At 68.8% G+C, this 24,317-nt stretch carries 26 protein-coding genes; 6 read left to right on the forward strand and 20 right to left on the reverse strand.

The genetic code is table 11. The features are described 5' to 3' along the window. Positions 1–9: 9 nt before the first annotated feature. Positions 10–3,894, forward strand: a complete 3,885-nt coding sequence (locus DT074_RS09285) for an nSTAND1 domain-containing NTPase (protein WP_119419562.1) — start codon at positions 10–12, stop codon at positions 3,892–3,894. Positions 3,895–3,904: 10 nt separating this feature from the next. Here the strand turns inward: DT074_RS09285 and hemF are convergent, their stop codons facing one another. Then, entirely contained in the window at positions 3,905–4,756 is an 852-nt protein-coding gene (gene hemF / locus DT074_RS09290) for an oxygen-dependent coproporphyrinogen oxidase (RefSeq protein WP_119419563.1), read from the reverse strand. Next, positions 4,753–5,253, reverse strand: coding sequence for a tRNA (cytidine(34)-2'-O)-methyltransferase (locus tag DT074_RS09295; RefSeq protein ID WP_119419564.1), 501 nt, complete (start codon positions 5,251–5,253; stop codon positions 4,753–4,755). The genes hemF and DT074_RS09295 overlap by 4 nt, the downstream gene beginning before the upstream one ends. A 77-nt stretch (positions 5,254–5,330) precedes the next feature. Between DT074_RS09295 and DT074_RS09300 the strand changes: the two genes are divergently transcribed. Continuing rightward, positions 5,331–6,068 carry an enoyl-CoA hydratase/isomerase family protein gene (locus DT074_RS09300; RefSeq protein WP_119419565.1) on the forward strand — a complete coding sequence of 246 codons (738 nt, stop codon included), beginning with the start codon at positions 5,331–5,333 and terminating at the stop codon, positions 6,066–6,068. Positions 6,069–6,092: 24 nt separating this feature from the next. On the opposite strand, the gene DT074_RS09305 is transcribed toward DT074_RS09300, so the two are convergent. The 10 genes from DT074_RS09305 to DT074_RS09350 form a co-directional block, all read right to left on the reverse strand. Continuing rightward, positions 6,093–6,491, reverse strand: a complete 399-nt coding sequence (locus DT074_RS09305) for an HPF/RaiA family ribosome-associated protein (protein ID WP_119419566.1) — start codon at positions 6,489–6,491, stop codon at positions 6,093–6,095. A 245-nt stretch (positions 6,492–6,736) separates the two neighbouring features. Next, complete coding sequence (locus tag DT074_RS09310) at positions 6,737–7,516, reverse strand: enoyl-CoA hydratase/isomerase family protein (protein ID WP_119419567.1); 780 nt, start codon at positions 7,514–7,516, stop codon at positions 6,737–6,739. Between the two features lie 3 nt (positions 7,517–7,519). Continuing rightward, a complete protein-coding gene (coaA, locus tag DT074_RS09315) occupies positions 7,520–8,482 on the reverse strand; it encodes a type I pantothenate kinase (RefSeq protein ID WP_368744560.1) in 963 nt (320 codons plus the stop codon). Positions 8,483–8,495: 13 nt separating this feature from the next. Beyond that, positions 8,496–8,966 carry a peptide-methionine (R)-S-oxide reductase MsrB gene (msrB, locus tag DT074_RS09320; protein WP_119419647.1) on the reverse strand — a complete coding sequence of 157 codons (471 nt, stop codon included), beginning with the start codon at positions 8,964–8,966 and terminating at the stop codon, positions 8,496–8,498. Between the two features lie 36 nt (positions 8,967–9,002). Next, positions 9,003–9,494 carry a nucleoside deaminase gene (locus tag DT074_RS09325; protein WP_119419568.1) on the reverse strand — a complete coding sequence of 164 codons (492 nt, stop codon included), beginning with the start codon at positions 9,492–9,494 and terminating at the stop codon, positions 9,003–9,005. 59 nt (positions 9,495–9,553) lie between these two features. Next, on the reverse strand, positions 9,554–10,081 hold the full coding sequence (locus DT074_RS09330; protein WP_119419569.1) for a cell wall hydrolase: 528 nt from the start codon (positions 10,079–10,081) through the stop codon (positions 9,554–9,556). Between the two features lie 97 nt (positions 10,082–10,178). Further along, positions 10,179–10,739, reverse strand: coding sequence for a cell wall hydrolase (locus tag DT074_RS09335; protein WP_119419570.1), 561 nt, complete (start codon positions 10,737–10,739; stop codon positions 10,179–10,181). A gap of 106 nt (positions 10,740–10,845) precedes the next feature. Next, positions 10,846–11,412: a cell wall hydrolase gene (locus tag DT074_RS09340; RefSeq protein ID WP_119419571.1), complete on the reverse strand. Its 567-nt coding sequence runs from the start codon at positions 11,410–11,412 to the stop codon at positions 10,846–10,848. A 145-nt stretch (positions 11,413–11,557) separates the two neighbouring features. Then, positions 11,558–12,499, reverse strand: coding sequence for a bifunctional riboflavin kinase/FAD synthetase (locus DT074_RS09345; protein ID WP_119419572.1), 942 nt, complete (start codon positions 12,497–12,499; stop codon positions 11,558–11,560). Between the two features lie 99 nt (positions 12,500–12,598). Beyond that, positions 12,599–13,051, reverse strand: a complete 453-nt coding sequence (locus DT074_RS09350) for a MaoC family dehydratase (protein ID WP_119419573.1) — start codon at positions 13,049–13,051, stop codon at positions 12,599–12,601. Positions 13,052–13,269: 218 nt separating this feature from the next. Here DT074_RS09350 and DT074_RS09355 point away from each other — a divergent pair, with 218 nt between their 5' ends. Continuing rightward, positions 13,270–13,887 carry a protein phosphatase CheZ gene (locus tag DT074_RS09355; protein WP_119419574.1) on the forward strand — a complete coding sequence of 206 codons (618 nt, stop codon included), beginning with the start codon at positions 13,270–13,272 and terminating at the stop codon, positions 13,885–13,887. A 176-nt stretch (positions 13,888–14,063) separates the two neighbouring features. Then, complete coding sequence (locus DT074_RS09360; protein WP_162914754.1) at positions 14,064–14,777, forward strand: TIGR02186 family protein; 714 nt, start codon at positions 14,064–14,066, stop codon at positions 14,775–14,777. On the opposite strand, the gene DT074_RS09365 is transcribed toward DT074_RS09360, so the two are convergent. The 7 genes from DT074_RS09365 to DT074_RS09395 form a co-directional block, all read right to left on the reverse strand. Then, a complete protein-coding gene (locus tag DT074_RS09365; RefSeq protein WP_119419576.1) occupies positions 14,778–15,599 on the reverse strand; it encodes a sugar phosphate isomerase/epimerase family protein in 822 nt (273 codons plus the stop codon). It lies immediately after the preceding gene. Positions 15,600–15,601: 2 nt separating this feature from the next. Continuing rightward, the gene (locus DT074_RS09370; protein ID WP_119419577.1) at positions 15,602–16,765 is read right to left on the reverse strand and encodes a dihydrodipicolinate synthase family protein; all 1,164 of its coding nucleotides are present in this window, start codon (positions 16,763–16,765) and stop codon (positions 15,602–15,604) included. A gap of 4 nt (positions 16,766–16,769) precedes the next feature. Further along, complete coding sequence (locus DT074_RS09375; RefSeq protein WP_119419578.1) at positions 16,770–17,924, reverse strand: Gfo/Idh/MocA family protein; 1,155 nt, start codon at positions 17,922–17,924, stop codon at positions 16,770–16,772. Positions 17,925–17,941: 17 nt separating this feature from the next. Next, on the reverse strand, positions 17,942–18,724 hold the full coding sequence (locus DT074_RS09380) for an ABC transporter ATP-binding protein (protein ID WP_119419579.1): 783 nt from the start codon (positions 18,722–18,724) through the stop codon (positions 17,942–17,944). Next, positions 18,708–19,427: an ABC transporter permease gene (locus DT074_RS09385; protein WP_119419648.1), complete on the reverse strand. Its 720-nt coding sequence runs from the start codon at positions 19,425–19,427 to the stop codon at positions 18,708–18,710. Before DT074_RS09385 ends, DT074_RS09380 begins: the two co-directional genes overlap by 17 nt. A 64-nt stretch (positions 19,428–19,491) precedes the next feature. Continuing rightward, the gene (locus tag DT074_RS09390) at positions 19,492–20,235 is read right to left on the reverse strand and encodes a phytanoyl-CoA dioxygenase family protein (RefSeq protein WP_162914755.1); all 744 of its coding nucleotides are present in this window, start codon (positions 20,233–20,235) and stop codon (positions 19,492–19,494) included. Positions 20,236–20,323: 88 nt separating this feature from the next. Next, a complete protein-coding gene (locus tag DT074_RS09395; RefSeq protein WP_119419581.1) occupies positions 20,324–21,001 on the reverse strand; it encodes a TetR family transcriptional regulator in 678 nt (225 codons plus the stop codon). 111 nt (positions 21,002–21,112) lie between these two features. On the opposite strand from DT074_RS09395, the gene DT074_RS09400 reads away from it, so the two are divergent. Both DT074_RS09400 and DT074_RS09405 read left to right on the forward strand, forming a co-directional pair. Continuing rightward, positions 21,113–22,093 carry an ABC transporter substrate-binding protein gene (locus DT074_RS09400; protein ID WP_368744562.1) on the forward strand — a complete coding sequence of 327 codons (981 nt, stop codon included), beginning with the start codon at positions 21,113–21,115 and terminating at the stop codon, positions 22,091–22,093. Positions 22,094–22,101: 8 nt separating this feature from the next. Continuing rightward, entirely contained in the window at positions 22,102–23,139 is a 1,038-nt protein-coding gene (locus tag DT074_RS09405; RefSeq protein WP_119419583.1) for a cobalamin-independent methionine synthase II family protein, read from the forward strand. A gap of 108 nt (positions 23,140–23,247) precedes the next feature. Here the strand turns inward: DT074_RS09405 and DT074_RS09410 are convergent, their stop codons facing one another. Next, positions 23,248–24,309, reverse strand: a complete 1,062-nt coding sequence (locus DT074_RS09410) for a dihydrodipicolinate synthase family protein (RefSeq protein ID WP_119419584.1) — start codon at positions 24,307–24,309, stop codon at positions 23,248–23,250. Positions 24,310–24,317: the final 8 nt, after the last annotated feature.

Raw genomic sequence — 24,317 nt, forward strand, 5'->3', positions numbered from 1 at the left:
GATCGCGCGATGAATCAGCGTCCGCTTCGGATCTTCATCTCCTCGCCATCGGACGTGCGCCCGGAACGGCTGATCGCCGAACGGGTGGTCGCGCGGCTTGCGCGCGAGTTCGCCTATCACTTCCGCATCGAGCCGGTGCTGTGGGAGCGCGAGCCGCTGATCGCGACCGAGCATTTCCAGACCATGATCCAGCCGCCATCGGAGACCGACATCGTCGTCGTCATCCTGTGGTCGAAGCTCGGCACGCCGCTGCCGGCGGAAAAGTTCCGCCGGCTCGACGGCTCGGCCGGCGTCACCGGCACGGAATGGGAATTCGAGGACGCGGTGCGCGGCTATCGCGAGCGCGGCGCGCCCGATCTGCTGGTCTACCGCAAGCGCACCCGCATCCAGACCTTCCTCGACGATGAGGAGGAGCTGGAGCGGAGCCGGGAGCAGAAGAAGATCCTGGAGCAGTTCTGGCGCCGCTGGTTCGAGGATCGGGCCGGCGGCATCAAGGCGGCGTCGCACAGCTTCGACGCGGCTGAGCAGTTCGAGGCCCAGATCGAGACGCATCTGCGCGGTCTGATCGAGGAGAAGGTGCGCGAGGCTTCCGGCGGCGCGCTGGCGCCGGAGGAAGGCGGCGGCATCCACTGGTTCAAGGGCTCGCCCTTCCGCGGCCTGCAGGCCTTCGAGCTGGAGCATGCGCCGGTCTTCTTCGGCCGCACCCGCGCCCGCAACCGGCTGCGCGAGATGGTGCAGCGGCGCGACCTGGCGCGCGAAGGCTTCCTGCTGGTGTTCGGCGCCAGCGGCAGCGGCAAGAGCTCGCTGGTCAAGGCCGGCCTGCTCGCCGACCTGCTGCTGCCCGGCATGATCGGCCGCGTCGCCCTGGTGCGGCATGCGATCTGGACGCCGGCGCAGGGTATCGATCGCCTCGCTCAGGCGTTGCTGGAAGCGCTGCCGGAGCTCGGTCCGCTCGGCTGGAGCGCGGAAACATTGAAGCCGCTGCTGGCCGACAACCCGGAGACCCTGCTGGTGCCGCTGCGCCAGGCGCTGGCCAATGCCGGCCGGGCGGCGCAGCTGACCGAGCAGGCGGAGACGCGGCTCTGCCTGGTGGTCGACCAGCTGGAGGAGCTGTTCACCGCCGGCGACATCGCACCCGACACCTTCGCCCGCCTCGCCGCCGCGCTGGCGCGGAGCGGCGCCACCTGGGTGATCGCCACCATGCGGAGCGATTTCTTCCACCGCCTGGAAGGCGTGCCGCTTCTGGCCGAGCTGGCCGCCGGCGAAGGGCAGTACCAGCTGCTGCCGGTCGAGGCGGCGGAAATCGCCGAGATCGTGCGCCGGCCGGCGCGCGAGGCGGGCCTGCGCTTCGAGGTGGAGGCGGAGAGCGGCACCTCGCTCGATTCCGAGCTGATCGCCGCGGCGAGCGCCGACAAGGGCGCGCTGCCGCTGCTGGAATTCACCCTCGACGAGCTGTGGGAACGGCGGGCCGCCGACGGCACGCTCACCTTCGCCGCCTATCGCGCGTTGGGCGGCCTCGCCGGCGCGCTGGCGCACCGGGCGGAGGAAGTCTTCGTCGAACTCGCCCCGGCGACGCAGGCGCAACTGCCGGCATTGGCCCGCGCGCTGGTCACCGTGGGCGAGGACGGCACGGCGACGGCGCGCAGCGCGCGCACCGCCGATCTGACCGCCGTGCGGCCGCTGGTCGACGCGCTGGTCGCCGCCCGGCTGCTGATCGCCGATGGCGCGGTGGTGCGCATCGCGCATGAAGCGCTGATCCGGCACTGGCCCAGGCTCACCCGCCAGATCGAGGAGGACCGCGCCGATCTCGCCGCGCGGGCGCGGGTGGAGCAGGCGGCGAAGCGCCACGCCGCGCGGCCGGATCCGAGCCTCTTGCTGCCGGCCGGCCTGCCGCTCTCCGAGGCGGAGGACCTGCTGGCGCGACGGCGCGGCGAGCTGGGCGGCGAGGTCGTCGATTTCGTCGAACGCTCGTCCAAAGCGCGGCACGAGGCGGAACGGCGCGGCCGGCGGCGGCTGCAGACGGCCGCCGCGGTGTTCGCCGTGCTGGCGGTGGCGGCCGGCGGCGCCGCCATCTACGCCGTCAACCAGGCCGGCGAGGCGGAACGCCAGCGCGGCGCCGCGGTGGCGAGCGCCTCCGAAGCCGAGACGCAGCGGGCCACGGCGGTGGCGAATGCCGCCGAGGCGGAGAAGCAGCGCGGCGCCGCCGAGGCCGAGCGCCAGCGCGTGCTGCGCCAGCAATCGCTGTTCCTGGTGCGCGCCGCCGAGCGGGCGACCGAGACCGGCATGCCGTTCCTGCTGCTGCGCGAGGCCTTGCCGCGCGATCTCGACAAGCCGGAGCGGCCCTTCGTCGGCGAGGCCTTCGCCGCGCTCTACGACGTGCTGCAGAAATTCGAGCGCGCCTACGTCTTCGCCGGCGAGCGCGAGCGCGCCTATGGCATGGCGGCGAGCTCCGACGGCAAGTGGCTGGTGGTGGCCGGGCCGAAGGGCGGGCGATTGTTCGATGTCGAGGCGATGCGATCCGGCGCTGCGCTGGCGGCGGAGAGCCGGTCGACCGCTGCCGCCTTCGCGCCCAAGGGCGGCGAGGTGGCGCTGGCCGGCGAGGACGGCACCGTGCGCATCTTCGGCGCCAACGGAGAGATGCTGCGCAGCCACGAGGTCGGCGCGCCCGTGGTGCAGCTGCTCTGGGCGGAGCCGCTGCACGCCGTCACCCGCGACGGCGTGGTGCTCAGACTCGGCGAGGGCGGCGGCGAGGTCGCGCGGGGTGCCCGCTCGATCGCCCTGATGGGCAGGGAACTGCTGATCGGCGGGCAGGACGGCGTGCTGCGCCCGATCGGGATCGCGGCGCATGACGGGCCGATCATCGGCATCGCGGTCAGCCCGGACGGCAAGACGATCGCCACCGCGGGCGGATCCGACAGCACCGCGAAACTGTGGCGCGACGGCGAACTGGTGGCGACGTTGAACGCGCCGCCGCGCGTCGCCGTGATGAGCGTCGCCTTCACCGCCGACGGCCGGCGCCTGGTGACCACGCATGACGATGCCCAGGCGCGCATCTGGCTGGTCGATCCGGGCGAGCTGCTCGCCGCCTATCGCGAGGGCGGCGTCGGCACGGCGGTGCCGAGCGCCGACGGCAGGCGCGTCTTCACCGGCGGCGATTTCGGCTACGTCAAGGCCTGGACGGCGTTTCCCGACCAGGCCTCGCGCCAGACCCGTCTCGACATGGCCGGGATGATGTCGCTCCTCATCGGACGCAATATCGGGCCGGAGCAGCGCCGCGCCAATCTGCTGCCGGAGCTTGCCGCGACGGCCGAGGCGGCGGAGCCCTGCGACCGCCTGGCGGGACACCCCTACGATCCCGGCCGCGTCGGCCGCGCCATGCTGCTGGACACGATCAACGCGCGGCGGGCGCAGCCGGCCTGCGAGAAGGCGGCGGCGGGCGGCGAGCCCCGGCTGGTCTTCCAGTACGGCCGCACGCTCGAGCGTGCCGGCGACCGCGAGGGCGCCGCCCGCGCCTATCGCGCCGCCGCCGAGAAGGGCTATCCGATCGCCATGAGCATGCTGGCGCGGCTCAACCCGCCCGATGCCGCGGCCCTGCGCGCCAAGGCAGCGGCGGCCGGCGACGGCTCCGCCCTCTACGACCTTGGCGAGTTCGACCGGGCGCTCAAGGCCGGCATGCCGCTCGCTGCCTTCCGCATCGCCGAGGACAAGGAGAAGGAGGGCGACCTTGTCGCCGCCGTGCGGCACTACCTGCTGGCCTTCCGCCTGCTGCGCGACCGCGGCATCCTTGGCGAAGGTTCGCTGCCGTCGCAGCGCGCCAGCATGCTGCTGCACAAGATCGCGCCGGAAGAGCTGGCCCGGATCTACCGCGAGGTGGAGGCCTGGCAGCCCGGCTGAGCGCCGCACCTCACCCCCACTTCACCACCGGCGGCAGCGACATCAGGATGGCTTCGGTGTTGCCGCCGGTCTTCAGGCCGAAGGTGGTGCCGCGGTCGTAGAGCAGGTTGAACTCGACATAGCGGCCGCGGCGCAGCAACTGGTGCTCGCGGTCCTCCTCGGTCCACGGCTCGGCGATGCGCAGCCGCACGATCTTCGGATAGATGTCGAGGAAGGCCTCGCCGACGCTCTGCACGAAGGCGAAGTCCGCCACCACGTCGCCGGTTGCGTGGTTGTCGAAGAAGATTCCGCCGGCGCCGCGCGGCTCGCCTCTGTGCGGCAGGAAGAAATATTCGTCGCACCATTGCTTGAAGCGCGGGTAGTAGCCCGCATCGTGCGCGTCGCAGGCCGCCTTCAGCGCGGCGTGGAACATCGTTGCCGCCTGTTCGTCGGGTCGCATCGGCGTGAGATCGGCGCCGCCGCCGAACCACGATTTGGTGGTGACGATGCGGCGCAGGTTCATGTGCACCGCCGGCACTTTGGGCGAGCACATATGCGCGACCAGCGAGATGCCGGAGGCCCAGAACCGGCCATCGTCGCCGGCGCCGGTGATCTGCTGGCGGAATTCGGGACTGAACTCGCCGAACACGGTGGAGCAGTTGACGCCGACCTTCTCGAACACCCGGCCCGTCATTACCGACATGACGCCGCCGCCGCCGCCCGGCCGGTCCCAGGCCTTGCGGGTGAAGCGGCCGGCCGGGGCGGTACCGCCCTCGGCATCCTCGAGCGCCTCGAAGGCGGCGCAGATGCGGTCACGCAGGTTCTCGAAATAGCTGCGGGCCTGCTGCTCCAGGTCACCGACATTGGTTGGCGGCGTGCTCATGCGCTTCTCCGTTCTACTGGCCGCGGCTCATGCGCCTCGCCCGCCTCGCCGGGGAAGCCGGCGATCTGGCGCAGCGCCTCGGTGATCGCGATGCCGGCGGTGACGGCGATGTTGAGCGAGCGCAAACCGCTCGCCATCGGCACCCGCAGCCTGGCATCGGCGCGGGCATGCACCGTATCGGGCACGCCGGACTGCTCGCGCCCCATCATCACCACGTCGGAAGGCGTGAAGCGGAAGGCGTGATGCACAATATCGCCCCTGGTCGACATGAGCACCAACCTGCGGCCGGCGATGGTCTCCAGGAAGGCATCAAAGGTGACATGGCGCGTCATCTCGGCGGCGTCGAGATAGTCGAGCCCGGCCCGCTTGAGCCGCTTGTCGGAGAACGGGAAGCCGCAGGGCTCGATGATATCCACCGGCACGCGGAGGCAGGCGCAGAGGCGCAGCATGGTGCCGACATTGGGCGGGATGTCCGGCTGGTACAGGGCAAGGCGCATGGGGCGAATTTAGCGGCGACACGGGCACCGGCGCGAGGTAATCCATAGGCCAAAGAATGGCATGTGGAGGAAGCGACATGAGCGTGGTGAGTGTGCGCCAGGACGGCCCGGTTTCGATCATCGCCATCAACCGGCCGGAAAAAGGCAACGCGATCAGCCGCCAGGTGGCGCTGGACCTGCAATCGGCCTTCGCCGAGTTCGACCGGTCCGGGCAGCGCGTGGCCGTGCTGACCTCGGAAGGCGACAAGGCCTTCTCGGTCGGCGCCGACGTGACCGACCTGCCGGAGCTGTGGCGCTGCATCCCCACGCTCGGCATCACCACCGAGAAGCCGGTGATCGCGGCCTGCACCGGCTGGGTGGTCGGCGGCGCGCTGGTCGCTGTCATGATGGCCGATCTCTGCATCGCCACGGAGACGGCCAAGTTCTCCTACCCCGAGGCCAAGATCGGCTTCACCGGCGGTATCATCGCCGGGCTTGCCGCCCGCATCCCGCACAAGGTGGCGATGGAGCTGATCATGATGTGCCGCACCATGGAAGCGAAGCGCGCCTACGAGGTGGGGCTGGTGAACAAGCTGGTCCCCGCCGGCCAGCACATCGACGAGGCGGTGGCCTGGGGCAAGGAGCTGGCCGAGTTCTCGCCGGTGGTGCTGAAGACGATCAAGCGCTTCGTCACCGAGACGGTGCTGCCCAAGGGCCCGTCCGAGCTGATGGCCTATGCCATCCGCGAGCTGAACGTGGTGCGCGACAGCGCGGACGCGGCCGAGGGCACCAGCGCCTTCAAGGAGAAGCGCAAGCCCAACTTCCCCGGCCGCTGAGGCCGGCGCGCGGCGTCCGCCGGCCTACTCAGCCTCCGGCTCCTCCGCCTGCTTCTTCGGCCGGATCGCCTTGGGCGGCATGTTGGAGCTCTTCACATCGCCGCGCAGCTTGCGCGAATAGTCCTCCAGCGCACGGGCGGCGACGGTGAAGGCGCCCTTCACCGCCATGCGCACATCCTCGTGCACCTGGCTCTTGAAGCCCTTGCCGTTGGTGACGATCTCGCGGCCCGGCACGCCGAGATCGACGCGCACGTTGAACAGCTTGCCCTTCTGCCCACGCCGCGTGGTCGCCTCCACCGCCACGCGGCAGCTGACGATGCGGTCGAAGAACTGGTGCAGCTTCGCCGCGTGCGTTTCGATATCGGCGCGCACGGCCTCGGAGGGCTCGAGATTGCGGAACGTCACCTGGAGGGGAAGCTGCATGAACAGGCTCCTTCGCTGAGTTGGCCAAGGGGCAGCCGTGACGATCGCCCTGCCCTGGCGGGCACAGCAGATCGCGGCGGCGGGGAGAAGGCTTTGATCGGAGACAATGCAGGGAGGCGGCCGGCCGAACGGCCAGGGCAGTGCAGATCGTGGCGGAGCTGGCCCATCGGTCATCTCCCGGCCTCACCCGGGGACCAGCCTGTACCCATCCGCTGGTTAAGATCAATGGGGCCGAATGGCCTAACTCAGCCGGACCAGCGCGGCGGGCGCTTGTCCAGGAAGGCGGCGATGCCTTCGGTGAAATCGGCGCTCTCAGCGAGCCGCCCGGCCCAGGCCGCTTCGAGCGCGAGGCCATCCTCGAAAGTCATGCCGCCGCCCAATGTCACGCATTGTCGGATCGCCGCCAGCGCCTCGCGCGGCTTGGCGGCGAGGCCCTCGGCATAGGCCTGCACCTCGTCCCGCAGGGTCTCCGGCGGACAGAGCTGGTCGACCAGACCGATCTGCAGCGCCGTTTGCGCCGGCAGCAGCGCGCCGTCGTAGAGATAGCGGATCGCCTGCGGCCGGCCGATCAGGCGGGCCAGCGCCTGGGTCGCGGCGATCGGCGGGATGAAGTTGATGGCGATCTCGGGCTGGCCGAGCCTGGCATCGGCGGCTGCGAAGCGGAGATCGCAATGCAAGGTCATCTCCAGCCCGCCGCCGACCGCGGTGCCGGCGATGGCGGCGAGCAGCGGCTTCTCGGAGGCGCGCAGCTTGCGGGCGAGACCGTGGCAGAGCGCCACCCAGGAGCGGAAATCTTCCGGCTGCATCGAGCGGAATACCTTGAGGTCGGCGCCGGTGGAGAAATATTTCGGCAGCACGCTGGCCAGCACGATGACCCGCACCTCGGGATCGCCGTGCAGCGCCTCGAAGGCCGCCACCACCTCTTCCACCATCGGCCGGTTGAAGGCGTTGACCGGCGGGCGGTTATAGGCGAGCCAGCCGACGCGGTTCCTGGTCTGGACGGCGAGGAACTGGTAGGCCGCCACGGCTCACATCTTCCGCAGATAGATGGCGTCGACCGCATGGTCCGGCGCCTTGTGCATCACCAGGCGCGCGCGCTGGCGGGTCGGGCGGATGTTCTCCTGCAGGTTCACCAGGTTGATCGCCGACCAGATGCCGCGCGCGGCGTCGCGCGCCGCCGCCTCGTCCAGGTCCTTGTAGTGATGGAAGTAGGAGCTCGGCTTCTGGAACGCGGTGCGCTGCAGCAGCAGGAAACGGTCGATATACCAGCCCTCGATCACCTTCTCGTCGGCATCCAGATAGATCGAGAAGTCGAAGAAGTCGGAGGCGAAGACCGACGATCCGGAGGTCGGCTGCAGCACGTTGAGGCCTTCGAAGATCAGGATGTCGGGCCGGCGCACCACCTGCGTCTCGCCGGGCACGATGTCGTAGGTCTGGTGCGAATAGACCGGCGCCGCCACCGCTTCCGCGCCGGCCTTCAGCTCGGCCAGGAAGCCGATCATGCGGCGCAGGTCGTAGCTTTCCGGGAAGCCCTTGCGGCCCATCAGATTGCGCTGCTCCAGCACGTCGCGCGGATAGAGGAAGCCGTCGGTGGTGACCAGCTCGACATGCGGATGGTCCGGCCAATGCGCCAGCACCGCGCGCAGCACGCGGGCGAAGGTGCTCTTGCCCACGGCGACGCTGCCGGCAATGCCGATCACGTAAGGCGCGCGCGCCGCCGGGCGGCCGAGGAAGGCGTCCTGCACCTGGGTCAGGCCGCGCGCGGCGGCGACATGCAGGTTGAGCAGGCGGGAGAGCGGCAGGAAGATGTCGGTAACATCGGCGAGCGACATCTTCTCGTTCAGGCCCTGCAGCCGGGCGAGCTCCGCGGCGGAGAGCGTGAGCGGTGTCGCCGAGCGCAGCTTCGCCCAGTCGCGGCGGTCGAAGGCGAGGTAGGAGGAGGCCGCGTCCGTTGCGGCGGCCCGCGGATGCGACGGCAGCGGGATGATCACGGATTCCCTCCGCCTATTCGCTCTCGTCCTTGGGCGCGAAGCCCATCGCCGCGCCGTTCATGCAGTAGCGCAAGCCCGTCGGCGCCGGCCCGTCCTCGAAGACATGGCCGAGATGGCCGCCGCAGCGGGCGCAATGGACCTCGGTGCGGGTCATGAAGAAGCTGCGGTCGGTCGTCGTCGCCACGCCGCCTTCGAGCGGCTGGAAGAAGCTCGGCCAGCCGGTGCCGCTCTCGAACTTGGTCTCGGCGGCGAACAGAGGCTGGCCGCAACCGGCGCAGGCGAAGGTGCCCGGGCGCTTCTCGTTGTTCAGCGGGCTGGTCCCCGGGCGCTCGGTCGCGTGCTGGCGCAGCACGGCGAACTGCTCCGGCGTCAGACGCTGGCGCCATTCCGCCTCGCTGTGCTGCACGGGAAAGCTCTCCGCCGCCGTCTCGGCCTCGCCGCGGCCGGAAAACCAGCTGCCGATGCCACTCTTCCTCTCCGCCATGTCTTCCTCCATCGGCTGCCGGTCATCCGGTATGCGTCAACCGGCGGTCCAGAACCCTTCATGTACGGCGGCCGCCTCGTCTTCCAAGAGCGGGCCGATCACTTCGATGCGACGCTGGCCGCTGCCGAGGATCTTCCGGCAATCGAGGTCGAGCGTCAGGTTCTCCGGATGCGCCCCGATGATCCGCCCCAGCCGGCGTTCCGACAGGCCGTAGACCACGCGGGCGATGCCGACCCAATAGGCGGCACCGGCGCACATCGCGCAGGGCTCGGTCGAAGTGTAGAGCGTGGCCCGGGCCAGCACCTCCGGCGCGAGGCGCTGCGACGCCTCGGTCATCAGGTTGCGTTCGGCATGGCCGGTCGCGTCGCGCGCGGTGCGGCAGGTATTCTCCGCCTCCAGCAGCACCTCGCCTTCCGGCGTCGCAAGCAGCGCGCCGAAAGGGTGGTTGCCATGCGCCACGGCGCGCCGCGCGATCTCGATCGCGCGGCGCATCAGGGCCTCGTCATGGGGGCGGCGGTTCGCGGCCATGCGCCACGATTGCCGCTCCGCCCGCCTGGGTCAACGTGGATGGCGGGTCAACGTGCTGGTTACTTGGCGTAGTAGATGTGGGCGCCGATCTCGGCGGTGCGGCGGAACTTGGCCGACCAGTCGGGCTGGACCTTCGCGTTGTGGAAGTAGAGCGCGCCATGGGTCGGATCCGTCGCATCGCCTTGCATCACGCTGTCGGCGACCTTCTGCGCTGTGCTCCAGGCGGCGGCGTCGGTTGGCGTGTCGGGCTTGCCGTCGCAGCGCCAGGAGAACTGGCACTTTCCCGTGCCGTTGCTCTCCCCTTCGCGGATCACGTCGCAGACCTGGCCGGGGAAGCCTTTGGCGGCAGCCCGGTTCATTACCACATGGGCGATGGCGATCTGACCTTCGCGCGGCTCGCCGCGGCCTTCGAAATAGATCGCCTCGGCCAGGCAATCGCGCTCCGAGGGTGCGGCCGGGGCCGGCTCGAAGCTGGGCGGCGGTACCGGCGGAACGGCGGCAAGGTCATAGCTCGGCGGCGGCTTCTCGCCGGTCTCGCATCCCGCGAGCATGGCAAGCACGGCTGCGACCACGGCATGGCGTCGCATCTTCGCTCCTCGGCGTGAGTGGGAGACTCCGAACCGGGGGCGTAACGCGTCGCTACGGCAAAGGTTGCAGGTACGGGCGCCGGGCCGGCGGCGGCAGCTATTTCGCGTAGTAGATGTGCGAGCCGATCAGCGCCGTTCGTCGCAGCCGGCTCGCCCATTCCGGCGAGACGTGCACCGCGTGGAAGAACAGCGCGCCGCGGGTCGGATCCGGGATGTTCCCGGCGAGAACCTCCTCGGCCAAGGCCTGCGCATCCAGCCAGGCGGCGTATTCGCCCGGCACGTCGGGCTTGCCGTCGCAGCGCCAGTGGAACTGGCAGCGGCCCTTGCCAAGCTCCTCGCCTTCGCCGATCACCGAGCAGATGCGGGCCGGATAGGCCTTGCTGGCCACCCGGTTGAGCACGACATGGGCCACCGCGATCTGGCCGTCGCGCGGCTCGCCGCGGCTCTCGAAATAGATCGCCTCCGCCAGGCAATCGCGCTCGGCCGGATCGACCGCCCGGCGCGCCGCGATCTTGGCGGGCTGGGGCGAGGCCAGGGCAACCGCGGTCACGGTGCGCGAGGGCGGCGGCTCGGCGGTGACCGGCGCCGCGACGCGGGCGGTCTGCGTACAGGCACCCATCAGGGCGGCGAGGGCGGTGGCGGCGATGATGTGACGCATCAGGCGCTCCGTTCCGACAGCAGGTCTGCCGGCCAGTAGCGCCTAGATGCGGTAAAGGCTTCGGAAAGATCGGTGACCCGAAATCAAATTTATCCCTCGGATTTTATTAGACTTTTCGGTCACTCAGATAAAACACGTGGGTGCCGATCCGGGCCACGCGCTGCAGTTTCGGCGCCCAGGCCGGCTTGACGCTGACGGCGTGGTAGAACAGCGCGCCGCGGGTCGGGTCGGGGTGATGGCCCAGCATGACCTCGATCGCGATTTCCTGCGCCTCGGTCCAGGCCTGCTTGTCGCGCGGGATGTCGGCCAAGCCGTCACAGCGCCAGGAGAACTGGCAGCGGCCCCGGCCCCGCGTCTCGCCTTCGCGGATCACCTCGCAGACCCGGTTCGGGTGACCGTCGCTGGCAGCACGGTTCAGCACCACATGGGCGACCGCGATGCGGCCGGCCACCGGCTCGCTGCGCGCCTCGAAATAGACCGCTTCGGCGAGACAGTCGCGCTCCGCCGGATCGATCCAGCGTTCGGCCAGGGCCCGCGCCGGTTCCTCGGTCGGATGCTCGCGGCTCGAGGCGGGCACCACCGAGGCACCGAGCAGCGCCAAAGCCGCCGCGCCGAGCGCCAGGGCGGACCATCGCGGATAGCCAATCCCGTTCTTCCCAATCCCGGTCTTCATGGAAATCCCCTTTGTGTCGTCGTCTAATCTCGTGAATGGCCGGGAGGTTCCATTCACATTCTGGCGACAAAAAGGCAAGAATCGGCCGCGCTCGTCCGAAATCAGATAGCGCTTATTCGACAAGTAAAACGAGTCTTGTTTTAACCTAGATCGTCGTGAGAATTTCTTTGGCTTTATCTCGATCAGCAGAAATCTGAGCCTTGAGAGCGTCGAGCCCTGAGAATTTGCGCTCCGGCCGGATGTATTCGACGAACTCCACCCACAGTCGCCGGCCATAGAGGTCGCCCTGGAAGTCGATCAGGTGCACTTCCAGCAACACGTCGCGCTTATCGAAGGTCGGCCGGCGGCCGAGATTGGCCACCGCCGGCCGCCAGGCGTGGCTGCCATCCGCCGCCTCCAGGCCGGCGCGCACCGCATAGACGCCGAGCGCCGGGACCAGGAACGGCCCGAGCTCGATATTGGCGGTGGGGAAGCCGATGGTGCGGCCGCGCGCATCGCCGGTCCGCACCTCGCCCTCGATGGTCCAGCGATGGCCGAGCATCTCGGCCGCCTCGCGGGGTTTGCCGTCCTGCAGCAGGCCGCGGATCACGGTGGAGGAATAGGCGGCGTCGCCGTTCCTGGCCGGCGCCACCACGGTGACGGCGAAGCCGAGCCGCTTGCCGAGCGCCTCCAGCACCTTGGTGTTGCCGAGCCGGCCCTTGCCGAACACGAAGTCGTAGCCGCAGATCACCGCGCTGGCGCCGAGCCCGTCCCGCAGCACCTCGGTGGCGAAGGCTTCCGGGTCGTGCGCGGCGAAGGCGCGGTCGAAGCTCGCCTGGTAGAGCCAGTCGACGCCGGCGGCGGCGAGCAGATCGGCCTTGGTGCGTGGCGAGGTCAGGCGGAAGGGCGGCGCGTCCGGCTGGAAGAAGCTGCGCGGATGCGGCTCGAAGGTGAGCACGCCGAGCGGCGCGCCGAGCCGCGCTGCCTCGGTCCGCGCGGCGTCCAGCACGGCCCGGTGGCCCAGATGCACGCCGTCGAAATTGCCGAGCGCCACGGCGGCGCCGCGCCCTGCCGGCGGCACGCCTTCGTAGCCGAGATGAAGCTGCATTGCGCCCCGAAACGCCGCGTGGTCGACCAAGCCCCCGCAGGGGAGCCGCGGGGCCGCGATTATGGCGTCGGACGTTGCCGGATCAAGGCGCTCGGCAAATCAGGCGGCGACGGCCGGCTTCTGCTCCGCCTTGCGGCTGACCATCAGGGTCGCGTCGCCCTCGATCACCGGCTTGCCGTCCACGGTGCAGACGCAGTCGAACACGACCCGGCGCTTGTCGGCGACGATCTCGCGGATGGTGCAGCGGGCGACCACCGTGTCGCCCACCCGGACCGGCGCCTTGAAGCGCAGGTTCTGGGCGACGTAGATCGCACCCGGCCCCGGCAGCTTGGTGCCGAACACGGTGGAGAGCAGGCTGGCCGACAGCATGCCGTGGGCGATGCGGCCCTTGAACATGGTGGTGGCGCCGAACTGCTCGTTCAGATGCACGGGATTGGTGTCGCCGGAGACGCCGGCGAACATCACCACATCGGCGTCGGTGATGGTCTTGGCGTGCACCGCCGTCATGCCGACCGCGAGGTCTTCCAGGTAGTAGCCGTGGAGCTCTTGCATGGAACTGCTCACACCTTTCCGTCCGCGACCTGCCCCGGTCCCCATTTTGTGCAATGCAATATAAGGAATCCCTAACCAGCCGCAAGGCGGCCCGCCGCCGCCCTGCCGCTTCAGGCTTCCTTAATCATCCCACCGCAAATTGCGGAGGTTAGGCCGAGTCCGGACCGGCTCGTCGGAGCCGGGCGGAGGCGGATGTCAACGACGGAAGTGTTACCTCAATGGCCGAGTCTGCCGCCGATCCCCGCATCGCCGCCCTGTATCAGGACTGCCAGGACCTGGCCCGCTATATCGCCCGCACCCGCGCCGAGATCGCGACGCTGCGCCCCCGCCAGCTGAAGGTGGAGCAGCTGCCCCGTGCCGGCATGGAGCTGGACGCCGTCGTCAAGGAGACCGAGGAAGCGACCCACAGCATCATGGCGGCGGCCGAGAGCCTGATGGCCTGGCAGGGCAATGTCGCCGACCTGGCGCCCGCCATCGAGCAGGCCTGCCTGAAGATCTACGAGGCCTGCGCCTTCCAGGACATCACCGGCCAGCGCGTACGCAAGGTGGTCGGCACCATCCATCATATCGAGGAGCGGCTGGAGAAGCTGGTGCAGGTGCTCGGCCCGGAAATGGGCGAGACGCGCGAGGACCGGCCGAGCGGCGACAAGGCCCTGCTGAACGGGCCGCAGCTGGCCGGCCAGGGCATCGACCAGGCCGAGGTGGACGCCATGATGGTCGACGCCACCAAGGCGCCGATCGCAAAGGGCGCGGCGATGCCGCCGCCAACCGCCAAGGCAGCCGGCGGCGGCAAGTCAAACGCCGCCCAGGCGGACGTCGACGCCCTGTTCGACTGAGCGGCAGCTTCAGCGACAGCCGGGCGCGCGGGCACGCGCCAATTTTCCTTGCCGCTTACCGCCTGCCGGCGTACCTCTCGGCGCACGAGACAACGAGGCCGCACATGGCCCATTGGTCACGGCGGATGCGAAAGGCCCCCGCCGGCGTAGTGATTTTTCTGCTTGCGGCGGCGGGTATGGCATCCGGCGCCTTGGGCCAGATTGCGCCGAAGGATACGCCCCTCGTCACCGATCTCTCCAGCCATCTGATTTCGATCAATTCGAGCTTCACCGGCACCGAGTTGCTGATCTACGGCGCGGTGGACCAGCCGGGCGACGTGGTGGTGGTGGTGCGAGGGCCCCGCGAGCCGGCCGTGGTGCGCCGCAAGGAGCGCGTGCTCGGCGTCTGGGCCAACCGCGATGCGGTGCAGTTCGGCAAGGTGCCGGTGTACTACGCCGTCGCGGCAAACCAGCCGCTGGAGCAGGTGACCTCGCCCGGCGTGCTGGGCCGGCTGCAGCTCGGCATGGAGCATCTGCGCTTCGAGCCGGAGGCGGGCCTGGCCGACAGCACGGTCAGGGAGTTCCGCGACGCGCTGATCCAGGGCAGGCTGCGCGCCGGCCTGTTCCAGAACCAGCCGGAGCCGGTGGTCTTCCTGGGGCCCAAGCTGTTCCGCGTCAGCGTCGACCTGCCGGCCAGCGTCTCGGTCGGCACCTATCAGGCCGAGGTCTATCTGTTCCGCGACGGCCAGGTGACCAGCGCGCAATCCTCGCCGCTCTTCGTCAACAAGAGCGGCCTGGAGCAGGACATGTTCGAGCTGTCGCGCCGCCGCCCGGCGCTGTACGGACTGCTTGCCATCGTGCTGTCGCTCGCCGCCGGGTGGATCGCCAACTTCGTGATGCGGCGGGGTTGATCAGACCACTGTCGCGTGGCGCTCGAGGCAGGTCTGCAGCACCTCGTCGCCGGGGCGCTTCCACCAGTTGTTCGCCGACATGATCTCGACCTCGCAGAAGCCGCGATAGCCGGCGGCTTCGACCAGGCCGCGGATCGCCGGGATGTCGATCACGCCGTCGCCCATCATGCCGCGGTCCTGCAGCATGTCGGCGGTCGGCACCAGCCAGTCGCAGATATGGAAGGCCAGGATGCGGCCGCGCGCGCGGGCGATGGCGGCGGCCAGATTCGGATCCCACCAGACGTGATAGACGTCGACCGCGATGCCGACGCCCTCCCCCAGCCTGTCGCAGAGGTCGATCGCCTGGTCGATGGTGTTCACGCAGGCGCGGTCGGCGGCGTACATCGGGTGCAGCGGCTCGATCGCCAGCGGCACGTTCGAGGCGCGTCCATGTTCCAGCACCGCGGCGATGCCGTCCTGCACCTGCCGGCGCGCGCCGGCGATGTCCTTGGAGCCCCTCGGCAGGCCGCCGACCACCAGCACCAGGCATTGCGCGCCGATCGCCGCCGCCTCGTCGACCGCGCGCTTGTTGTCGGCGATCGCGGCCTGGCGGCCGGCGGCATCGGCAGCCGGGAACATGCCGCCGCGGCAGAGGCCGGTGACGGTGAGCCCGGCATCGCGGATCAGCTTGGCCGCCCGCGGCACGCCGCATTCGGCGAGCTTGTCGCGCCAGGGCGAGATGCCGGTGATGCCGTGCCGCTGGCAGGCTTCGACGCATTGGGCGAGCGAGAACTGGTCGCGCACCGTCATAGTGTTGAGCGACAGCGGTCCCGGCTTTCCCATGGTCAGTGCACCACGCCGCGGGTCGCCAGCACCGCCCGCATGCGGGCGCTCGCGCGATCCGGGTCGGCGAGCAGGCCGGCCGCATCGGCGAGACGGAACAGCTCCGCAAGATGGAGCGCCGAGCGCGCGCTCTCCTGCCCGCCGACCATGGTGAAATGGTCCTGGTGGCCGTTCAGATAGGCCATGAACACGACACCCGTTTTGTAGAACCGGGTCGGCGCCTTGAAGATGTGGCGCGACAGCGGGACTGTCGGCGCCAGGATGTCGTGGAAGGTGGAGAGGTCGTTGCGGCGGAGCGAGCCGAGCGCCGCCGCCGCGGCCGGCGCGATGGCATCGAAGATGCCGAGCAGCGCGTCGGAATGGCCCTGATCGTCGCCGGCGATCAGCTCCGCGTAATTGAAGTCGTCGCCGGTATACATGCGCACGCCCGCCGGCAGACGGCGGCGCATGCGGATCTCCTTCTCCTTGTCGAGCAGCGAAATCTTGATGCCGTCAATCTTCGCCGCATTCGCCTGCAGCATGCCGAGGCAGACCTCCATCGCGTCGTAATGGTCGGCCTTGCCCCAATAGCCTTCGAGCGCCGGATCGAACATCTCGCCGAGCCAGTGGATGATGACCGGCTGCTTCACCTGGCCGAGGATGCGGGCGTAGACGCGGGCATAGTCGTCCGGTCCCTTGGCCGCCTTGGTCAGCGCGCGCGAGGCCATCAGGATGATGCGGCCGCCGAGCTTCTCCACCGTCTCGCACTGTTCCTCATAGGCGCGGATCACGTCGTCGACGGTGACGTCGGGGCCGGGGGCCAAGTGATCGGTGCCGGCGCCGGAGGCGATGACGGCACCCGGCACGTCCTTCGCGGCTTCCAGCGAGCGGCGGATCAGCTCGAGCGAGGCCTTGAGGTCGAGCCCCATGCCGCGCTGCGCCGTGTCCATGGCCTCCGCCACGCCAAGGCCGAGCGACCAGAGATAGCGGCGGAAGGCGATGGTGCGGTCCCAGTCGATCGCGGGTTCGAGCCAGGGATCGAAATCGGCGAGCGGATCGACCACGACATGCGCGGCGGCATAGGCGACGCGGTTGAACGGCAGATCGGCCTTGGGGAAGGCCTTCGGCGCGCGCGTCGTATAGGCCTCGATGCGGCCCGGCGCGGTCGGCAGGTTCAGGGTCGGCATGGCATCACACCTTCAGCGGTTCGATGTCGATCCAGCGGCGTTCCTTCCAGCTCTTCAGGCCGGCTTCGGCGAGCTGCACGCCCTTGGCGCCGGCGAGCAGGTCCCATTTGAACGGGCCGCCATCGTAGAGGTGGCGGATGAAGGCCTCCCACTGCACCCGGAAGCCGTTGTCATAGACCTGGGTATCGGGCACTTCCTCCCAGGTCTGCATGAAATCGATCGGCTGCGGGATGTCGGGATTCCAGACCGGCTTCGGCGTGTTGACGCGCGCCTGGGTCCAGCATTTCTGCAGGCCAGCGACGGCCGAGCCGTGCGTGCCGTCGACATGGAAGGTGACGAGGTCGTCGCGCCGTACGCGGGTGACCCAGGAGGAGTTGATCTGCGCGATCACGCCGCCCGCCAGCTGGAAGGTCGCATAGGCGGCATCGTCGGCATCGGCCTTGTAGGGCTTGCCGTCCTCGTCCCAACGCTTCGGGATATGCGTGGCGCCGAGGCAGGAGACCGACTGCACCTCGCCGAAGATATTGTCGAGCACGTAGCGCCAGTGGCACAGCATGTCGAGGATGATGCCGCCGCCATCCTTCAGGCGGTAGTTCCAGGACGGACGCTGGATCGGCTGCAGGTCGCCTTCGAACACCCAGTAGCCGAACTCGCCGCGCACCGAGAGCAGTTTGCCCATGAAGCCCGAGTCGATCACCATTTTCAGCTTGCGCAGGCCCGGCAGGAACAGCTTGTCCTGCACCACGCCGTGCTTGATGCCGGCCTTCTTGGCCAGACGCGCCACGTCGAGCGCATCCTTCACATTCTCCGCCACCGGCTTCTCGCAATAGACATGCTTGCCGGCGGCGATCGCCTTCTTGAGCAGGCCGGCCCGCATCGCCGTGGTGGCGGCGTCGAAGAACAGCTCGTCGTCCTTGTTCTTCAGCGCCGCGTCGAGATCGGTGCTCCAGCGCTCGATGCCATGCGCCTTGGCCAGCGCTTCGAGCTTGCCGGCATCGCGGCCGATCAGGATCGGGTCCGGCATCACCCGCGCGCCGTTCTTCAGCGCCACGCCGCCATCCTTGCGGATCGCCACGATGGAGCGGATCAGGTGCTGGTTCATGCCCATGCGGCCGGTCACGCCGTTCATGATGATGCCGAGCCGCTTTACCTTGGCCATCGATCGCGTCCTTCTGTCTAATCGAGTCCGAGCAGGTGATAGATGCGCTGCGTGTACTCGCCGAATTTCGGGTCGTTGCGCAGGGCGAGGCGGCGCGGATGCGGCAGGTCGACATTGAAATGGTCGGCCATGCGCGCCGGGCCCGCGGTCAGCACCACGACCTGGGTACCGAGCAGCACCGCCTCCTGCACGCCATGCGTGACGAAGATGATGGTCTTGCCGCTCTCTTGCCAGATGCGCAGCAGCTCGATGTTCATGCGGTCGCGGGTCAGCGCGTCGAGCGCACCGAACGGCTCGTCCATCAAGAGCAGCTTCGGGTCGTGCACCAGGGCGCGGGCGATGGAGGCGCGCTGCTGCATGCCGCCGGAAAGCTCGTAGGGGTATTTGTCCTCGAAGCCCGCGAGGCCGACCATGGCGAGCAGGGCCCGTGCCCGCTCGCGCGCCGCGGCCATCGGCAGGCCGAGGATCTCCGCCGGCAGCAGCACGTTCTCGAGGATGCGGCGCCATTTCAGCAGCAGCGGCGCCTGGAACACCATGCCGACATCGCGTCCCGGGTCGAAGGGATGCTGCGGGCTGCCGATCGTCACCTGGCCGTCGTCATGGCCGTGCAGGCCGGCCAGGATCTTGAGCAGGGTGGACTTGCCGCAGCCGGAGGGTCCGACCAGCGAGACCAGCGAGCCCGGCGCGACGTCGAAGGTCGCATCCGATACGGCGAGGAAGTCCTGCCCCCGGCCGCGATAGACCTTGGAGACGCCCTGCAGGCGAATAAAGGGCGCGGGCGCGTCAGGAGACACGAGCATCCCGCACCACCATCGCGCGCTCGAGCGCGAGGACGAGACCGTAGAGCACGACGCCGATCATGGTGATCAGGATCACCGCCATGAACATCGCCGCGGTGTCGAGCGTCACCTGCACCTGCAGCATGAGATAGCCGAGCCCGCGCTCCGAGCCCAGAAACTCGCCGACGATGGCGCCGGCGACAGCGAGCACGGCGGCGACCTTCATGCCGGAGAAGATGTAGGGCAGCGCGCCCGGGAACTGGATCTTGGTGAAGATCTGCCAGCGCGAGCCGCGGATCGAGCGCACCAGGTCGATCAGCTCCGGCTCGACCTCGCGCAGGCCGCGCGCGGTGGTCAGCACGATGGGGAAATAGGCGATCGAGAAGGCGATCACCGTGTTGGGCAGGAAGCCATAGGAGAACCAGACGATGATGAGCGGCCCGAGCGCCACCTTGGGGATCATGTTGAGGCTGACCAGGAGCGGCATCACCACTTCCTCGGTCAGCCGGGACCAGGAGAAGATCAGCGCGGAGCCGATGCCGATCACCACCGCCAGGGCATAGCCGCCGAAGATCTCGCCCGCCGTGGTCAGGAGGTTCTCGCCCCAGCGGTAATCGCCGGCGAAGAGGGCCTTCACGGTGTCGACCGGCGTGGGCATCACAAAGGACGGCACCTCGCCCAGCACGACGAAGAAGTGCCAGGCCGCCACTAGCAGCAGGTGCATCAGCACGGCGAGGCCGAAGCGGCGGGCCTCGCCGCCCTTGTCGGTTTTCACGTCCGCCCCCCTTTCAGCTCACCCGCACGATCCGGCTCGAATCGTAGGGCAGAGCGGGGGTGGCGAAAACCGTCGAGTGATTGACGTAATGCACGGCGCAGGCCCGGCGCCAGCGGGTCGAGAGATTGGGGCCGGAACGGTGGAAGGTATTGCCGTGGTGGAAGGAGACGCCGCCCTTGGGCACCGGGGCCGGGGTCATCGGCTGGCGATCGGCGATCGCCGTGGGGATCTGCAGGTTGTAGGGCTCCGCTTCCGGCGCCACGTGGTCGTAGATGGGCCCTAGATTGCTGCCCTCTCCGAAATAGAGACAGCCGTTCTCCACATTCGCATCGTCGAAAGCGATCCAGGCGGTGACCACGCCGTCGCGGTCGTTGGGACCGAAATAATAATTGTCCTGGTGCACCGGCTTGGGCCCGCCGCCTTCCGGCGCCTTGAAAAAGATCTGGCTGAAGCAGACGCTGACGCCGGGGCCGATCAATTGCTCCACCATGCCGACCAGGCGCCGGTCGGAGGCCAGCCCACGGATCATCGGCCGGTGGAAGGCAGGATCGTCGAGCTTGCGCAGCACGGTGCGCGCCTTGACCCCACCATCGATATACCAGGCGCGTTCCTTTTCCGGCAGGTCGGCCAGGAACTCCTCGCCCCAGCGCTCGATATCGGCGGCGGCGACATCCATCTCGGTGGGCTGGAACACGTCCTCGACCGTCACATGGCCGACGGCGCGATAGCGGGCGATCGCCGCTCCGGTCAGCCTCATCGCCTCCTCCTGCACGGCTTATAAGTAACCAGTTGGTTACTTATCGCACGACGCGGAGGGCGCGTCAATCCGGCGCTCCCGTGTCGTTCTACGGCGCCAGGAAGCGCAGGATCACGTCGACGAAGAGCTCGGCCTGGTGCGAGCGCGAGGCGCGGGCGCCAAGGTCGCGGCCGAAAATGGTCGAGAGCGTGTGGATGTTGGAGAAGTAGAAATAGCCGAGCGAGGCGATGGTGAGGTAGAGGTCGACCGGGTCGACGCCGGGTCGGAACACGCCGCTCTTCTGGCCCCGGCCGAGCAGGTCGGAGATCAGGCTCAAGAGCGGCGAATAGAGCTCGCGCACGCGCTTCGACTTCTTGAGGTACTTCGCCTTGTGCAGATTCTCGTTGTTGAGCAGCGAGATGAATTCCGGGTGGCCCGAGCAATACTCGAAATTGAACCGCATCAGGGCGGCCATGCCCTCGCGCGGGCTCATCGTGGCGACGTCGAGCAGGCGCTCCTCGCGGCGCATGTTCTCGTAGGCCGCCTCGAGCGCCGCGAGCCAGAGCGCCTCCTTGTCGCCGAAATACTGGTACAGCATGCGCTTGTTGATGCGGGCGCGCTTGGCGATCTGGTCGACCCGGGCGCCGGCCAGGCCCTTGGCGGCGAATTCGGCGGTGGCGGCGGCCAGGATGTCGCGCTTGGAGCGCTCCGGCTCGCGCCGGCGGACCCGCGCGGTCCCGCCTGCCGCCCCATTGCGCGCGGCTGCCGTCTGGTTGACTCTGGTCATGCCGGACCCTTATCGTCGGTAACCATCTAGTTACTTGTCGTCGCCTGCCGTCAAGCCTGCAGAACCGGGTGCGGCAGAGTGCCAGGGGAGGATCACGACATGAGACATAGCATGCGACTTCTGTCGTTGGCGGGCGGCATCGCGCTGCTCGCGGCGCCGGCCGCGGCGCAGACCAAGATCAACTTCATCCTGAACTGGATCGCCGGCGGCGACCACGCCCCCTACTACTACGCCAAGAAGGAAGGCTGGTACGCCAAGCAGGGCATCGACCTGGAGATCGAGCAGGGCAAGGGCTCCGCGCTCGCCATCCAGAAGACCGGCGCCGGCGCCAACCCGGTCGGCCTCGCCGACATGGCCGGCGTGCTGGTCGGCATCGGCAAAGGCGCCGACCTCGTCGCCGTCTACAACGTCTATGCCAACTCGCCGCAGGGCCTGTACTGGCTGAAGAGCTCCGGCATCAAGTCGGTGAAGGACCTGGCCGGCAAGCGCATCGGCAATCCGCCGGGCGACGGCGCGCGCATCATGTGGCCGGCGCTGGCCAAGGCCAACGGCATCGACCCGAAGAGCGTGATCTGGGTCAATATCGACGCCAATGCCAAGCTCGCCGCGGTGAAGTCGAAGACGATCGACGCCACCACCTCGTTCTACAACATCCATCACGTGTTCCAGCGCGAGCTGGGCGACGATATGGGCTTCCTCGCCTGGCGCGATGCGGGGCTGAACCCCTACGGCAATTCGATCATCGTCAACGGCGCCTGGTTCAAGGCGAACAAGGCGGCGGCCGAGAAGTTCGTCAAGGTGACGCAGAAGGCCTTCGCCGCCTGCGTGGCGAAGCCGGAGCCCTGCGTGCAGGCGCTGGTCGACGCCAACGGCGCGCTGAAATTCGACAACGAGATGACCAACTGGAAGCTGGTCGAGGTGCTGATGAGCGACAAGTTCAGCCGCGACGTCGCCCTCGGCATCCACGATCCGGGCCGCATGGCCGCCGATTATGCGCTGGTGAAGGAATATATCGGCCTCGACAAGCCGTTCGACATCAAGAACGCCTACACCAACGACTTCCTCGACAAGTCGATCAAGATGAAGAAGTAGGTCCAGCGATGTCCGGGGCGTCCAGTTCGAGACCGCGTATCCAGACCACCGTCGTCGGTTCCTATCCCGCCCCGGACTGGCTGCTTGCCTTGCCGTCGGAACAGGCGGTGGTCGACGCGACCCGCGTGGTGCTCGCCGTGCAGGAGGAGGCCGGGATCGACCTCGTCTGCGACGGCGAGCTCTACCGCTTCGATCCGAACCATCCCGAGACCAACGGGATGATCGAGTACTTCGTGCGGCCGATGGCGGGCATCCGCACCGCCATCACCTTCGAGGAGGCGGTGGCGTACCGGGCGCAGCCCGGCATGCGCTTCCGCACCCGGCCGCCCGGCGTGGTGGACGGCGCGGTCACCGCCGGCACCTTGGACCTGCCGGTCGCCTGCATGCGGGCCCAGCGGCTGACCAAACGCCCGCTCAAGTTCACTTTGACCGGCCCGCACATGCTGGCCAAGACCCTGGTCGACCGGCACTACAAGAGCACGGCGGCACTGGCCGACGCGATCGCCGACGTGCTGGCGGCGCAGGTCGCGCATATCGATGCCGAGGTGGTGCAGCTCGACGAGGCCAACCTGCCGGGCTCCCCCGACGAATGGTCCTGGGCGGCGGCGGCGATCAACCGCGTGCTCGACCGGGTGAAGACCAAGGCCGCGGTGCATCTCTGCTTCGGCAATTACGGCGGCCAGTCGATCCAGAAGGGCACCTGGGGCAAGCTGATCGGCTATCTCAACGCACTCCACGTCGACCATATCGTGATGGAGAACGCGCATCGCCCGGCCGAGGAGCTGGCGGTGTTCCGCGATCTGCGTCCCGAGATCGGCATGGGCCTCGGCGTGGTCGACATCAAGCGCACGGAGGTGGAGAGCGCCGACGACATCGCCCGGGCGATCGAGCGGGCGGAGACGGTCATGGGCGCCGGTCGCGTCCGCTACATCCATCCCGATTGCGGCTTCTGGATGCTGAAGCGCCCGATCGCCGACGCCAAGATCGCCGCGCTGGTGAAGGGCCGCGACCTCTACGAGGGACGGCCGGTGCGGAAGGTGGCGTGAGGCGCGGAAGCGATTCCGTCAATGGGTTTCGTCTTGCCCGGGTCAAGCCCGGGCAAGACGTGTTGTCGGTGCGTGGCGAAGCCGTCAGGCAGGCCTTTGCTTACTGCCTCAGGACAGCCACCGCTCCAGGTTCTCGCGCACGAAGAGGTCGTCGTTGAGCTCCGGATAGCTCGCCAGCACGCGGTCGATCTCCTGCATCTGGCCAGGGCTGAGCCCTTCCTTCGGGTCCAGGCACCAGGTGCCTTCGAGCAGGCCCTGGCGGCGCAGCACTTCGTGGCAGCCGGCGATGCAGCCGTGGAAATCGTTCGCCACGTCGAAGAAGGCGGCGTTGCAATCGGTGACCATGGAATCGAGCGCCAGCAATTCCGGCGCGATCGGGCCGGCCGCAACCGCCTTCTGCAGGCGCTCGAGCAGACGGACCACGCCGGCGACCCAGACGCTCCAATGCCCGAGCAGACCGCCCTTGATGCGCACGGTCGTCTCCTTGCCCGCATGGCGCACGACGAACGGCGTCACCAGGTCGAGTACAATGTGGTCGTCATTGCCGGTATAGAGCGTGACGCGATCCTGCGCACCGGCCATCACCACGCCGCGGATGACGTCGAGCGTGCGGTAGCGGTTGAACGGCGCCATCTTGATGGCGACTAGGTTCTCGATCTCGGCAAAGCGGCGCCAGAAGCTGGGCGGCAGGTGGATGCCGCCGACCGCCGGCTGCAGGTAGAATCCGACCAGCGGCATCACCTCGGCGACGCTTCGGCAATGGGCGACGATCTCATCCTCGCTCACGCCCTTCATCGCCGCGAGCGAGAGCAGGCCGGCATGGTAGCCGAGCCCGCGGGCGATCTCGGCTTCGCGCCGCGCCTGCGCGGTCTTGCCGACGAGGCCCGCGACCATGACCAGCGGGCGCTTCGTCCAGCCCGTCGCCTGTTCCATGGCGAGCTTCAGCACCGGCTCGTACAGGCCGGTCTCGCGGATCGCGAACTGGGTGGTGTGCACGCCGACGGCGAGCCCGCCGGCGCCAGCATCGATGTAGTAGCGGCTCAGCGCCTTCTGCCGGCGCGTGTCGAGCTTGCGGTTCGCGTCCAGCGCCAGCGGATGCGCCGGAATCACCGTGCCGCGTCGCAAGGTCGCCAGCACCTCGGCCGGCCAGTCGGTCCATGCGTAGCTCATCTTCTGCT

Source organism: Desertibaculum subflavum (assembly GCA_003576705.1).
Lineage (GTDB): Bacteria > Pseudomonadota > Alphaproteobacteria > Ferrovibrionales > Ferrovibrionaceae > Desertibaculum > Desertibaculum subflavum.